Annotated in this window: 14 protein-coding genes; 9 read left to right on the plus strand and 5 right to left on the minus strand. The window is 42.9% G+C overall.

Annotated features, from left to right (window positions below; all coding sequences use genetic code 11):
• The first annotated feature begins 83 nt into the window (after positions 1–83).
• The 3 genes from ACM0OT_RS18070 (at position 84) to ACM0OT_RS18080 (ending at position 2637) form a co-directional block, all read left to right on the plus strand.
• Positions 84–1160 carry a PIN/TRAM domain-containing protein gene (locus ACM0OT_RS18070; RefSeq protein WP_414565804.1) on the plus strand — a complete coding sequence of 359 codons (1077 nt, stop codon included), beginning with the start codon at positions 84–86 and terminating at the stop codon, positions 1158–1160.
• 200 nt (positions 1161–1360) lie between these two features.
• Positions 1361–1606, plus strand: coding sequence for a helix-turn-helix domain-containing protein (locus ACM0OT_RS18075; RefSeq protein ID WP_414565805.1), 246 nt, complete (start codon positions 1361–1363; stop codon positions 1604–1606).
• A 44-nt stretch (positions 1607–1650) separates the two neighbouring features.
• Positions 1651–2637: a DNA-methyltransferase gene (locus ACM0OT_RS18080; RefSeq protein WP_414565806.1), complete on the plus strand. Its 987-nt coding sequence runs from the start codon at positions 1651–1653 to the stop codon at positions 2635–2637.
• An 18-nt stretch (positions 2638–2655) separates the two neighbouring features.
• Here the strand turns inward: ACM0OT_RS18080 and ACM0OT_RS18085 are convergent, their stop codons facing one another.
• The 3 genes from ACM0OT_RS18085 to ACM0OT_RS18095 form a co-directional block, all read right to left on the minus strand.
• Positions 2656–3249, minus strand: coding sequence for a restriction endonuclease (locus ACM0OT_RS18085; RefSeq protein ID WP_414565807.1), 594 nt, complete (start codon positions 3247–3249; stop codon positions 2656–2658).
• 139 nt (positions 3250–3388) lie between these two features.
• The gene (locus ACM0OT_RS18090) at positions 3389–4669 is read right to left on the minus strand and encodes a vWA domain-containing protein (protein ID WP_414565808.1); all 1281 of its coding nucleotides are present in this window, start codon (positions 4667–4669) and stop codon (positions 3389–3391) included.
• On the minus strand, positions 4666–5922 hold the full coding sequence (locus ACM0OT_RS18095; protein WP_414565809.1) for a vWA domain-containing protein: 1257 nt from the start codon (positions 5920–5922) through the stop codon (positions 4666–4668). Before ACM0OT_RS18095 ends, ACM0OT_RS18090 begins: the two co-directional genes overlap by 4 nt.
• Before the next feature lie 217 nt (positions 5923–6139).
• On the opposite strand from ACM0OT_RS18095, the gene ACM0OT_RS18100 reads away from it, so the two are divergent.
• The 4 genes from ACM0OT_RS18100 to ACM0OT_RS18115 all read left to right on the plus strand — a co-directional run bounded on the left by ACM0OT_RS18100 (position 6140) and on the right by ACM0OT_RS18115 (position 9044).
• The gene (locus ACM0OT_RS18100; RefSeq protein ID WP_414565870.1) at positions 6140–6802 is read left to right on the plus strand and encodes an ATP-dependent Clp protease proteolytic subunit; all 663 of its coding nucleotides are present in this window, start codon (positions 6140–6142) and stop codon (positions 6800–6802) included.
• 98 nt (positions 6803–6900) lie between these two features.
• Positions 6901–7494 (plus strand): ATP-dependent Clp protease proteolytic subunit, encoded by a 594-nt coding sequence (locus tag ACM0OT_RS18105; protein WP_414542542.1) that lies wholly within the window; start codon positions 6901–6903, stop codon positions 7492–7494.
• Between the two features lie 227 nt (positions 7495–7721).
• Positions 7722–8345 carry a J domain-containing protein gene (locus tag ACM0OT_RS18110; RefSeq protein WP_414565810.1) on the plus strand — a complete coding sequence of 208 codons (624 nt, stop codon included), beginning with the start codon at positions 7722–7724 and terminating at the stop codon, positions 8343–8345.
• Positions 8346–8783: 438 nt separating this feature from the next.
• Entirely contained in the window at positions 8784–9044 is a 261-nt protein-coding gene (locus tag ACM0OT_RS18115) for a MoaD/ThiS family protein (protein ID WP_414565811.1), read from the plus strand.
• Between the two features lie 118 nt (positions 9045–9162).
• On the opposite strand, the gene ACM0OT_RS18120 is transcribed toward ACM0OT_RS18115, so the two are convergent.
• Both ACM0OT_RS18120 and ACM0OT_RS18125 read right to left on the minus strand, forming a co-directional pair.
• Positions 9163–10863 (minus strand): alpha-keto acid decarboxylase family protein, encoded by a 1701-nt coding sequence (locus ACM0OT_RS18120; protein WP_414565812.1) that lies wholly within the window; start codon positions 10861–10863, stop codon positions 9163–9165.
• A 118-nt stretch (positions 10864–10981) separates the two neighbouring features.
• Positions 10982–11425 (minus strand): DUF2267 domain-containing protein, encoded by a 444-nt coding sequence (locus ACM0OT_RS18125; protein ID WP_414565813.1) that lies wholly within the window; start codon positions 11423–11425, stop codon positions 10982–10984.
• 323 nt (positions 11426–11748) lie between these two features.
• On the opposite strand from ACM0OT_RS18125, the gene thrC reads away from it, so the two are divergent.
• Entirely contained in the window at positions 11749–13053 is a 1305-nt protein-coding gene (thrC, locus tag ACM0OT_RS18130; protein ID WP_414565814.1) for a threonine synthase, read from the plus strand.
• A gap of 92 nt (positions 13054–13145) precedes the next feature.
• Entirely contained in the window at positions 13146–13421 is a 276-nt protein-coding gene (locus ACM0OT_RS18135) for a MoaD/ThiS family protein (protein ID WP_414565815.1), read from the plus strand.
• Positions 13422–13513 lie beyond the last annotated feature (92 nt).

Here is a 13513-nt window from a genome sequence, read left to right on the forward strand (position 1 = left end):
AATATTGATCAATCTCTTTTACCGACGAAATGAAAAATACTTGACTTTATTGGGTCACACAATCGCAGGAAAACAACACAACCATGCTTGATGCAATTATTATTATCTCATTTATCCTGGCAGCCGCAGGAATAGGGTTCTACAGCATGGAACTACTACCTGATGGCGCGCTAGATGGGGTGACAAACTTAGAAGCTTTACGCTTAGTTGTCGCCGTCTTTGCTTCCATTATTGGTGGTGCAGTCGGATTGAGTTTCCAAACGTCATATCGGCGCCTAGAAGCACAAGTCCGAGAAATGCCCCTGGAGATGATCTTAACTCGCGCCATTGGCTTAGTCATTGGGTTACTACTTGCTAACTTAATGCTAGCCCCATTATTTTTGCTCCCCATCCCCGCAGACTTTGGCTTTATTAAGCCCTTAGTAGCCGTTGTTGGCAGTATTTTACTGGCCGTGACAGGAATGAATTTAGCAGATACCCACGGGCGGGGTTTATTGCGGTTCATTAATCCCAACACCGTAGAAACAATGGTAGTAGAAGGTACACTAAAACCTGCCCACACCAAAGTTTTAGACACCAGTTGCATTATTGATGGCCGGATTGAAGCCCTACTAGAAACCGGATTTTTGGAAGGACAAATCATCGTCCCCCAATTTGTCTTACAGGAATTGCAACAAGTAGCCGATGCTAGCAAAGACCAAAAACGGGTACGGGGAAGGCGCGGATTAGAGATTCTCACCCGCGTTAAAAAAGATTACCCTGATCGCATCTTGATTAACCCTGTTGACTACGAAGATATTGCTACAGTCGATGCCAAATTGGTGCGCTTTGCCCAAGAAATCAACGGGACACTGTTAACTAATGACTACAACTTGTCTAAAGTCGCTAGTGTGCAAAAAGTGCCTGTTTTAAATGTCAATGACTTAGTAAATGCTGTGCGTTCTACTTACTTACCTGGTGATAATCTTGACCTAAAGATTCTCAAAGAAGGCAAAGAACCCAGTCAAGGAGTAGGTTACCTTGATGACGGCACAATGGTTGTTGTCGAAGAAGGTCGTAGTTATGTAGGTGGTGAACTCAGAGTGGTCGTCACCAGTGCTTTGCAAACCTCCGCCGGACGCATGATTTTTGCCAAACCCCAAGCTTCAGCATTGGCGTGAGGGAAATGTCAGGTGCAATTAGAATCAAATTTTGCCATCGGTGTAGTCAACCTGCACCGATTTTATATAGGGTAAAGTTTGAAGAACAAGGCGACTGGATTTTTGTTTGTCCTAAATGTTGGCCTAGTGTCAATGAAAATAACCCATTTTATGTTTACGGTGGAACGTGGAAAGCTCGAAAAAAAAGTAAATAGTTAAGTATGACAGACCCTGGTTCTCACAATCTTTCTGAATTACTCTCCATAACTCAAACTGCCCAGTTACTTGGTGTAACTCGTCAGCGAGTACATGACTTAATCAAAAACCGTCAAATCATAGCTTGCAAACTTGGGCGCTATTACTACATAGAAGTTGCTGAAGTTGAGAGATATAGAAATCAGCCTACTGGAAAACCTTATCAACCTCGTAGTACAACTTCTGATCCAAACTCTATTGACAATTGTTAACAGAGTTTATAAACTCAAGCAATAAAGCACTAAAGGTTAAATTAATGCTCCCTTTTCAGTTGATTGCAACTGATGTTGCAACTCAAAAAGATTTACATCCAGTGTATGAGAGTGAATATGGAATTCTCTATCAGGGAGATTGTCTGCAAGTTCTATCAGCATTGCCTAACGAGTCTGTAGATGTCATATTTGCTGACCCACCTTTTAATCTTGGTAAAGAATATGGTACGGGTGTAAGCGATCGCATGAAGGCGGATCAATATTTAATATGGTCGCAACAGTGGCTGACTGAGAGTATCCGAGTGCTTAAATCTGGGGGCAGTTTATTTATATTCAATTTGCCCAAATGGTGCATAGAGTATGGTGCATTCCTCAATCAGAACGGCATGTGTTTTCGGCATTGGATTGCTTGTAGAATGCCTAAGGCTTTTCCCAGAGGTAAAAAGATGTCTCCGGCTCACTACGGACTACTCTATTACACCAAAGGGGAACCAGCCGTATTCAACAAAGTTTACACACCGATTCAAGTTTGTCGCCATTGCGGTGGAGAAATTCGTGACTATGGCGGACATCGCCAAAAACTCAACGAAAAAGGTATTAACTTAATGGATGTTTGGGATGCACCAGAAGATGTTTGGGAAGATGCTTCTGATGCTGACTTTACTGAAGATTTATGGACATTAACAGAAGAAATCTGGACTGACATTCCACCAGTTCGGCATCGCCAGCACAAAAAACGAGTTCCCAACGAACTTGCTCCCATTATGCTAGAGCGAATTATTGCAATGGCATCTCATCCTGGTCAAATTGTGGTTGACCCATTTGGAGGCTCTGGTACTACATTTTATGCCGCCGAAAAGCTACAACGTTACTGGATTGGTTCAGAAATTGGGGATACAGATCCAGCAGTAGAACGATTGACCGACCTGGCTAACGGAATTATAGAACGATGGGAATCAGCAAGGGGACGCAAAAAAATGAAGCAGCGCCAAATAAATGTATCACAACTACCAATTCCTTTCTCAACATAGCTACGCCAGCAGGAAACCTCAGATCAACGCCCGGCCATCTGTGCCTTTAGTTAGGGTCGGTACATTGCTATCCAACTGATCATGTTCAATTACAAAGATTGCTAAAAAACCCTCTGTAATCTGAACTGCCCGCCAAACATCAAAGTATGGCTCTAACTCTTCGTAATTGCCTATTCTATCCGTTAAGTAAGGGTAAATTTTTCTGCTTGGAAGTACTAAAGCAGCACCTAAAAAAACTCCACGTAGTAATCCGAGAACCATTTTATTGACTGCTCGATGACTTGAAGAAATATTGCCTGTTTCCCACTCAAGAGCGAAAAGATAATTGTCAATCACCTTTGTTGCATCAACTTTTCCTGGTGATTTGGTTGCATATTTGATGGGAGTTTCCAGCCTCCAGCCAAATCTATCTCTCAATGCAATCATACAAGCTTCCTTAATTGGCTTGACACCATTACCATGCCTTATGGGGTTAATTTTAAAATTGGATGTACCAGGCGGATGCACAATTAGAGAGATAGCATCACGGATTTCAGCGCGAATGATAGACCAATCATTTGATTCTTCAAAGTTACCAACACTAATTAAAGATATTTCTTGAACAATTTTCATCAAAAATAGGAAATTTTAAAGCGTTCACATAAAAATTTGTTTGCACATTTGTAGTCATAAAAAATAATAACTAGATGGAAGAAAGTTTCATAATTATTTTTTATTTTGGGGTCAGGAAAAACACCTAACCCATACCCTATCAATCTTGTAAAACTGTCTTTGATACCATCCTCGTTTTTTTGAGGTCTGCTTCCGAAAGTTCTTCCCCAGCTTGTAGACGAGTAGCAGAACTTTGCAACACTGTGGCTGCACCTTGATCTCCAATTTGTAAGGCAGTATTCGCAGCCGTTTGTAACATTGTTGCGGCACCAGTGCGATCGCCTTGATTTAATTTCGCTTCGGCTAACTGAGTTTGTCGATATTTAGCTAATGCCAAAATCGATTTTTGCACTAGGGGATTGGGGGCAGGTTGATATGCCCGTACTACATCTGCATAGATGGGCACCATAGGAGAAACCAAGTCTTGCTGATTTGCCACTGGGTCATCATAGCGGATTTGCACATGTCCAATCACCTGTTGGCCTTCTGGTAATTGTCCTAGATAAATATTCGCCAGAACAACCCGTTCCATATCCTGCATCAAATCTCCCAAGCGCACAGTAAAGCCACCATGAGGTTCTGTCTGTACTACTAACTCAATGGTATCTGGGGCGACTTGGGCAATGGGTTTAAGTTCTGCTAGGCGGACATGAGGAACCAAAGAAAGCAGCAAGTGGGCATTTGTTACCCTCACAGACTGAATGCGCTGCAACAAATGGCGAAACTGGTCTAGTGCTTGTTCTGGACGCTCAATATAGCCTAAAGTACCACCACCAGCATCAACAATTTTTTCTAACAGATTTTGGTTCCAGTCATTACCAAAACCAAGAGCATTGATAGTCAGGTTGATTTTAGTAGCCTTGGAGGCAAGTTCCAGACAACGCTTATTGTCATCTGAGCCAATTTCTAACTTCCAAATCCGCAAACTACTTTCACCATGACCATCGGTGAGTAAAAAAGCTTGGGACACAGCACCTTTTGTCCCCTTCATCAATTCTGTGATTCCCAGTTGTAAACCCTCGGCAATGGAGGTACCGCCACCAGCTTTCAATTTTTTTTTGATTTGGGCTTTAATACCTTCGAGGTCTTGGACTGGTTGGCTAGGAATAATGACTTCAGCCGCACCAGCAAAGGCTACAACCGAAATCAAATCGCCTGGCTGTAGCCGATCTAGTAATTGCTCTACTGCCTGAATTACAGTGTTCATGGGTTTACCATGCATGGAACCACTCTTATCCAGAATCAAACATAAGTTGAGTGGTAAATGCTGGTCACATTCACCAGCCATGGCCGAAATCGAAATTGCTAGTTGACGTTGATTACTCAATTGAGCCGCATCAACATTGGTATCATTTAGCGCACAGAGCAATTGAACTTTCATTGGGGAGGGTTATCTTGCAACACGGTTTTAGAGACAATTCTGGTTTTCTTGCGATCGCTATCAGATAATTCTCCACCAGATTGAAGTTGGGTGGCAGAAGTTTGTAACACTGTCGCTGCACCTGTATCTCCCATTTGTAGGGCCGTTTTCGCAGCAGTTTGCAGCATCGTCGCCGCACCCATGCGATCGCCCTGTTGCAATTTCGCCTCAGCTAACTGAGTTTGTCGATACTTGGCTAAAGCCAAAATAGACTGTTGCACACGGGGATCTATCTCCGGTTGGTAAACCCCAGTTACATTAGCATACACTGGGATATTGGCTGTAAATAGCCCCATCTGATTTTGCGCCGGGTCATCGTAGCGGACTTGGACATTGGCGATCGCCTGTTCACCTTCGGGCAACTGTCCCAGATAAATATTAGCCAAAATTATCCGCTCTGCATCTTTCATTAAATCTCCCAAGCGCACAGCAAACCGTCCATCTGCTTCTTGCTGTATGGGTAACTCAATGGTGTCTGGGGAAACTTGGGCAATGGGTTTGAGTTCCGCCAACCGGATATTGGGCATCAGGGACAACAATAAATAAGCATTGGTCAATCCCACCGTTTGAATCCGATTGAACAAGCGATTAAATTCATCCACCGCCTGATCCGGTCGTTGAATATAAGACAAAGTACCTAAACCAGCATCAGCGATTTTTTCTAAAATATCCTGATTCCATTTGTCACCAAATCCCAAGGTATTCAAAGTCAAATTATAGCCAGTAGCCAATTGAGCAAACTTTAAACAGCGTTGATTATCACCATGTTCATTTTCACCATCGGTTAACAGAAAAGCTTGGGAAACAGTTTCTTTTTTGCCCTTAGCTAACTCCTCAATTCCCAACCGCAAACCTTCGTCAATAGCCGTACCACCATCAGAGGCTAGGCGGTTAATTTGCTTTTTGATCTGTTCGGGGTCGGCAATCATTTGATTGGGTACCAAGACCTTAGCACGGTGATCGAAGGCGACAACACTCAAGCGATCGCCTGGTTTGAGTTTATCAACTAAATTATTCGCTGCTTGCTTGACAGTTTCTAGTGGTCGCCCATTCATCGAACCACTATGGTCAAGAATTAAACATAAATTCAACGGTACATTACGGTCTTGAACCTCCGCGATCGCCGAAATCGCAATTGACAACTGACGTTGACTACTCGATTGTCGAGCGTCCAAATTAGCATCATTCAAGGTAGGCTGCAAATTAACCTTCATAAACCAAAGTTCTTAGTTAGGATATCTATATAAATAACTTCAAAATGCCACATCAGCACTACGGAAAAATTAGGGATAAAGGACTGGAGACTGGGGACTGGGGACTAATGAGCAATGACTAATAACTAAATTAGCGAGAAATCCGCACTTGATGTCAACTAGCATCGCGTTAGGATGTATTACAGTTAACGGCATAGTTTCAGGCGATTCAGTTGCTATGGACAATTCCCCCATCAAGGCTGTTCAAGCCCCCTATTACGGTGATAACTTCTACCGGACACCGCCACCAGATTTACCTTCCTTGTTAATGAAGGAACGAATTGTCTATCTGGGAATGCCATTGGTTCCTGCGGTTACAGAATTGATTATCGCCGAATTGCTGTATTTGCAGTCAGACGACCCAGAGAAGCCGATAAAAATTTATATCAACTCGACGGGAACCTCCGGTTACAGTGGCGAACCTATTGGCTTTGAAACCGAAGCCTTCGCCATTTATGACACCATGAAATATATTAAGCCTCCCATTCACACCATTTGTATTGGTTCGGCAATGGGTATGGCAGCAATGTTACTCAGTGCTGGCACAAAAGGCTGTCGCGCTAGTTTGCCCCACTCTTCTATTATCCTGCACCAACCTAAGAGCTACGCCCAAGGTCAAGCAACGGATATTCAAATTCGGGCAAAAGAAGTTCTGGTGAATAAAGTGTCGTTGGTTGATATTTTGTCGCAGACTACCGGACAAGCACCAGAAAAAATTACCAAAGATATGGATCGTCTCTTCTACATGACTCCCTATGAGGCTAAGGAATACGGTTTGATTGACCGAGTATTTGAAAAAGAAGAACTCGCCAATCCCCCATTACCCGCCAGTGTTCTTTAAAAGAATGCTGAGTAAAAAACTAGCCTCTAGTCCCTTTTAAAAGTGCTGAGTTGAGAACTGGCTCATATCCCCATTAAATTACAAGCGGAGTAACGAAAATGCCTATAGGCGTGCCTAAAGTTCCTTACCGGATGCCCGGCGGACAATATACAGATTGGATTAGCATCTACGATCGCCTTTACCGGGAAAGAATTATTTTCTTGGGGCGAGATGTCGATGATGAAATTGCTAACCAAATTATTGCTGTAATGCTGTATCTGGACTCAGATGATCCAGGTAAGGATATTTATTTATACATCAATTCTCCCGGTGGTATGGTTACCTCTGGTATGGCAATTTTTGACACCATGCAACACATCAAATCAGATGTGGTGACAATTTGTGTGGGTTTAGCCGCTTCTATGGGATCATTTCTGTTGGCAGCTGGCACCAAAGGTAAACGCATGGCATTGCCTCATTCCCGGATTATGATTCACCAGCCCTCCGGTGGTACCCGTGGACAAGCCAGTGACATCGAAATTGAAGCCAGAGAAATTTTGCGGATTCGTCACCAACTAAATGGCATTTATGCAGAAAAGACTGGTCAACCTTTAGCCAAGATTGAAAAAGACATGGATCGTGACTTTTTCATGTCTGCGGCTGAAGCCAAAGAATACGGGTTAATTGACCGTGTGATTGAAGAACGACCGTAGGAAGAGGGGAATGGGGAGTAGGGAGTAGGGAATAGGGTCATTTTCTCCCTTCCCTCATCTCCCTTTTGTTCTTTATTCCTAGAAGGAGTCCCTAGTTCCCCAATCCCCAGCCCCAAAAAAAACCGTCACTATTGAACCATCAATTATTCAATTAGTCTTTATAATTAAAACCTTAAGGCTGGAAGCTCATAGCCGAAAGCTAATTATTAGATAGCTGATAGATCAAAATGGATCTTGGAGATTGCTACCGTTTATTAGGTTTAAGGTCGGGCGCTTCGTTTGCTGACATAAAATCGTCGTACAGGCGATTGGCGCAGCAATATCATCCCGATATCAATCCCAGCGATATAAGAGCTAAAGATAAGTTTATTGCTTTGACAGAGGCTTACAGACTCCTTTTAACAGTAGTACCTTCCGAGGAGATAGCCCCACCTTCAAGTCAATCTTATGCGTCTGGGCATGACCAGACAAATGCTACCCGCCCAGAAAAAACACCAGCAGCCACTGTAACCGCTGAAAAACCACCACCACCCAAGCCGCCCAACATTGGAGAAATAGAACAGCGGCTCAAGTGGAAGACTTATGAGCAATTGCAACGGTTTTTAAAAGAAAGAAGATTTCCCCAAGCGATCGCTCTCGCGGAAGCTTTGGCTGCACGTTTACCCACAGATGCAGAAGTGCGCCAATGGCAAGCTGTTGCTTATCAGATTTGGGGACGGGCTTTAATTTCGGAAAATCAACTGTTAAAAGCCAGGATTTACCTCAAAAAAGCCCTCAAGACAGACCCTAACAATAAGGCTTTGTGGCTTGAGGTGCAGCGTGATTTCCAAAAATTAGAGCAGATTTTTTGAGATGCTCTCACCAGATTGGCTAATCTGAATGCCCTACATGGAGGAGTTTGTTACGTATTAAGTAGTTGCCTACTTGAGTTGAAGTATAAGCAGCATTGATTTTGGATTCATAATTCCCCAGACATAGATTTATGTCAATCTAGAAGTAGTCTCTGTTACATTTTTGAGAGCAATGACGCAGGGTGCAGCGCTAGAGGCGATGGCGCAAAGCGCCTACCGGAGGCGATAAGCCCGGAGGGCATGGCTAGAGCCTCCGGCACGCTACCGCGCTTATCGCATAGCATATCATTTGATTGCCCATTAACCTGTAAGGCTTTGAAAAAATGAAACAGCCCAGCTATGCTGAGTACAAAAGCTTTAAGCTATGAGTAATAGATTACAAGTTTCACTCTTGACTCTAGTCTAGGGTGTAAATCCCAGACTATTCTCATTTTTTTTATGTCCCAGTCTACAATTACAGTTACCGTCAAGTTGTTCGCAGCTTATCAAGAAGCCTATGGTGTGCCAGAACTGATACTGGAATTGCCCCAGGATACACCAGTCAGCGCAGTATGCGATCGCCTGATTGCTGAACACCCAGAACTGACTAAATGGCGCGATATCACTCGTTTTGGCATTAATTTAATATTTGTTGCACCAGATAGCCTGCTGCAAGATGGCGATGAAGTTGTACTAATTCCACCTGTGAGTGGGGGCTAATTTTTAATTCGTAATATTTCCTATGGCTCTAAGCGCAGCTATGCCGTTAGGCTTTACGCTACGCTGCGCTATCGGAAACGCTGCGCGTTAGCGAAGCTTTCGCTTTAGCGATACGTAATTAAGAAAGTCCAACTACATCTGAGTTTCTCGTTTGGTTTATTGGTATGGTGTGAGGCTTTTTACTTACAGCTTTACCAAGGCGAGTTAATCCTTGAGAACAATCAAATCTATCGAGGTGAATTTCAATAAAAGAAACACAGTCAGTATTAGCTTTAGCTTGGGATAAAGCTGCTTCTAATTCGCCTTCTGTGGTCACTTCACAACTCCAACTTTCGCCAAAAATTTGCGGCATTTGATGATATTTCCAAGGTTGGATATCATTATAAGGGCCATCTTGAATTACGCGCTCAATGGTATAACCATCATTATTAATGAGGAAAATAATCGGGTTGAGTTGATATCTAATAATCGTGGATAATTCTTGAGCCGTCATTTGAAAAGCTCCATCTCCCACAAAAACCATCGGGCGGCGATAAGGGTCTGCCATCGCTGCACCCAAACAGGCGGGAATAGAATAACCAATGGATAAATAAAAGGCTTGTCCAATAAAATCTGTTTTTTGAGGCATTAATAAATCCATTGTGGAGATAATTGCATCTCCCGTATCAGCAATTACAATAAAACCATCTTCTAGAAAATGATTGATGCGTTCATAAAAGCGCCGATTTGTCAGTTTGTTTTCAGGTTGGGAAATAAAACTTTTAAAAAGTACATCTGAAGCTGGAGTGATTTCCAAATTTACACTGTCTTTTTTCTGAAGCTTGGCAATTAAACCATCAATGAAATCTCCGAGATAAACAGGTTGATAAAAATGATGCTTAATTTTGACTTTCTCTGAATTGGCATTAATTAACTTACGCTCATCCAGGTTAGCTGTATATACTCCCAAATTCATATCAGACATAATCGCGCCTAGACACAATATACAGTCAGCCGTTTCGATACGTTGACTCACATCATCCCGACTTAAAGCTCCTACATAGTTACCAATAAATTGCGGATGCATTTCCGAAATGCAAGATTTACCCAGCATGGTGGTAGCGAGGGGATAACCAGTAGTTGCTAAAAGTTGCAGCAGTTTATTTTGTAACCGAAACCGATTAAATTCAACACCCGCTAAAATTACGGGACGCTGTGCTTTCTCTAATAAGTCAACTGCCTCTTCTACTGCTTCTTCTAAAGCTTCTGGTAATGTTTCAGGATTGTTTAACTTGAATAACGAGGGTGGTTGAGTTTCCGGTAGAGTGCAAGGTTGATGAACTAAATCTAAGGGAATTTCGATATAAACAGGTCGTTTGTAATGAAGACAAGCCGCCAGGGTTTGATCAATTTGACTCGCTGCTTGACTGGCTTTCGTAAGGTTGACGGCAGCAACTGTGATTTTTTCCATAATGGAAAGCTGGAGATTATAGTCTCCCGTGGTGTGATGCAAAAGCAAGTTACTTTTTTTCACTGAACTGTTAGGCGCACCACTAATTACTACCAGGGGAACTCGTTCCGCATAAGCACCAACTACGGCATTAACTAAACTAAAAACACCAACACCGTAGGTAACACAAACTGCACCTAAACCTCTGACTCGTGCATAGGCATCTGCGGCATAGCCAGCATTCAATTCATTACAATTACAAATTAAATTGATGGGAGTTTGATTCAAGACATCCATTAAATCTAGTACATAGTCTCCGGGTACACCAAATATATGTTGGACACCTAAGCTTTCTAATCGATGGAATAAATATTCGCTAACTGTAGTCATGACAGCAAGGGGTAAGTTAAGAAAATTTATCCATAATTTTAGCTACATTAAAAAGCAGTTGGTTCAATATGCCAACCGCTTTTTTACCAATTTACGAACGTCAGCAGAAATCAAAAGTTTAAGCTCGGACTTCTTCAGGCCAGAGTTCTCGCAAAGCCGGCGGCATCATATTAATCACATCTTCAATTTCGCCTTGAGTAACTCGCTCAGAAAGTAGCTGGAATACCGCACGCACAACCCGTTCAGCATCAACTTCGGGGTCAATGTTGCGGAAATAATCACGGATATGCTGTAAAAATGCTTCTTTATTCCTTTCTTTAGTGGGAGTTGCGCCAGGTCGCCAGTTTTCGTAATAAAATCCCCCTAAGAGAATGGGTAATTGCGCTCCTAAATGTGCTGCTTCTGCTACCGTCAGGCGATCGCGCAGAGCGTGTAATGTGGCACGCAACGCCTGAAAGACTTGGTGTTTACTTTCCCAGCCCAACTGATTACACAAGTCATTTACCCAAGGAATTGTCGTCTGAACTGTTGTATCGAAGATATCTAGTCCTGTCATTGTCATAGGGATGGCTCCTGTTTTGTGCCTTGATTACTCAGAGCGATCGCCTAGTCGAGATTAACAAAAATCAGTCTCTACTCTTAGTACTTCAAAGCTTTTGTGTTCTCCCGTCCATCCTAAAAAGTCAGAAGTCCCTTCTCCTCTGACTAATGGTGTGTCATCCCTGTTTGACTGCTCTATCTAAGGGTTTGAGTCAGTGTTACACCTGAGTGTGAGATTAACTACTTAACAATACCCGACTATTTTTGTCGGGTATGTTTGACGGGTATTTTTACTCGTGTTACTATCAGGCGACAGTTGACTGACAAACAGGGAAGGCTTCATTTATGACTCAGGCAATAACTAAAGACACCCAAACAACAAACGCCACTTTAAAAGCTTTGAAGTGTAAGGAATGTGGCGCGGAATACGAACTCCAAGCCAGTCATGTTTGTGAATTATGCTTTGGGCCACTGGAAGTCAAATACGACTACAGTGAGCTACGCCTGACCATCACCCGTGAAAAAATAGCCGCCGGGCCCAATTCAATTTGGCGTTACCGTCCCTTTTTGCCTGTTGCAACTGACAATGTGATTGATGTGGGAACAGGTATGACTCCCCTGGTACGTTCCCACCGTCTTGCTCGTCGCCTGGGTCTAAATAAGCTTTACATCAAAAATGATGCTGTGAATATGCCCACCCTTAGCTTTAAGGATCGGGTGGTGTCAGTGGCTCTGAGCCGCGCACGTGAATTAGGTTTTACTACTGTTTCCTGTGCTAGCACTGGTAACTTGGCAAATTCTACAGCTGCGATCGCCGCCCACGCCGGTTTAGATTGTTGTGTATTTATTCCCGCAGATTTAGAAGCTGGTAAAATCCTGGGGAGCTTAATTTATAGTCCCACACTCATGGCAGTGAAGGGTAATTATGACCAGGTAAATCGTCTGTGTTCGGAAGTTGCCAATACACATGGCTGGGGTTTTGTCAATATTAATCTACGTCCTTATTATTCTGAAGGTTCCAAAACCCTGGGCTTTGAAGTTGCAGAACAATTAGGTTGGGAACTACCAGATCATGTTGTTGCTCCTTTAGCATCTGGTTCACTATTTACCAAAATTTATAAAGGTTTCCAAGAATTTGTAGAAGTGGGTTTAGTAGACGCTAAAGATGTCCGCTTTAGTGGCGCGCAGGCTGAAGGTTGTTCACCCATCGCCCAAGCCTTCAAAGAAGGACGCGACTTTATTAAACCAGTGAAACCGAATACAATTGCTAAATCACTCGCCATTGGCAATCCCGCCGACGGTGTTTATGCTGTTGAGCTTGCCCAAAAAACTGGCGGTAACATTGAATCAGTCAATGATGCAGAAATTATTGAAGGAATCAAGCTGCTAGCAGAAACAGAAGGCATTTTCACAGAAACAGCAGGTGGTACAACTATTGCCGTGCTGAAAAAACTAGTAGAAGCTGGCAAAATTGACCCAGATGAAACTACCGTGGTTTATATCACTGGCAATGGTTTGAAAACCCAAGAAGCTGTCCAAGGCTACGTTGGCGAACCTTTGACAATTGATGCCAAACTCGATAGTTTTGAACGTGCCCTAGAGCGCTCTCGCACACTTGACCGCTTAGAATGGCAACAAGTCCTCGTTTAGTTATAACTTGTGAGTTAAGAGTTTCTTTCCTAACTTTCAACTATTAACTTGACTCTTAACTCCTGACTTTTCACTCCTAAATTTCTACTTCTATGGCTGTTACAGTTTTAGTTCCTACTGCTCTGCAAAAATTTACCAATAACCAAGCTACCCTAACCTGTAGTGGTACCAACATTGGCGAACTATTTGATTCCTTAGAGGAAAACTGCCCTGGTATCAAATCACGCTTGTGCGATGAAAAAGGACAGCCGCGACGCTTTTTAAATTTATATGTTAATAGCGAAGATATTCGCTTTTTAGAAGGGATAGATACACCCCTAAAAGATGGTGATGAAGTGAGTATTGTCCCGGCTGTGGCTGGTGGTTGATCAGTAATCTCAGTTTCGTTGCGCCCAGGCGATCGCATTCTTTGATATGAGGGTGCGATCGCTTAATATTAGTACACGTATTTATCTACCTA

The sequence above is a fragment of the Anabaena sp. CCY 9613 genome (assembly GCF_963920895.1).
In the GTDB taxonomy this organism is placed as follows: domain Bacteria; phylum Cyanobacteriota; class Cyanobacteriia; order Cyanobacteriales; family Nostocaceae; genus Cyanocohniella.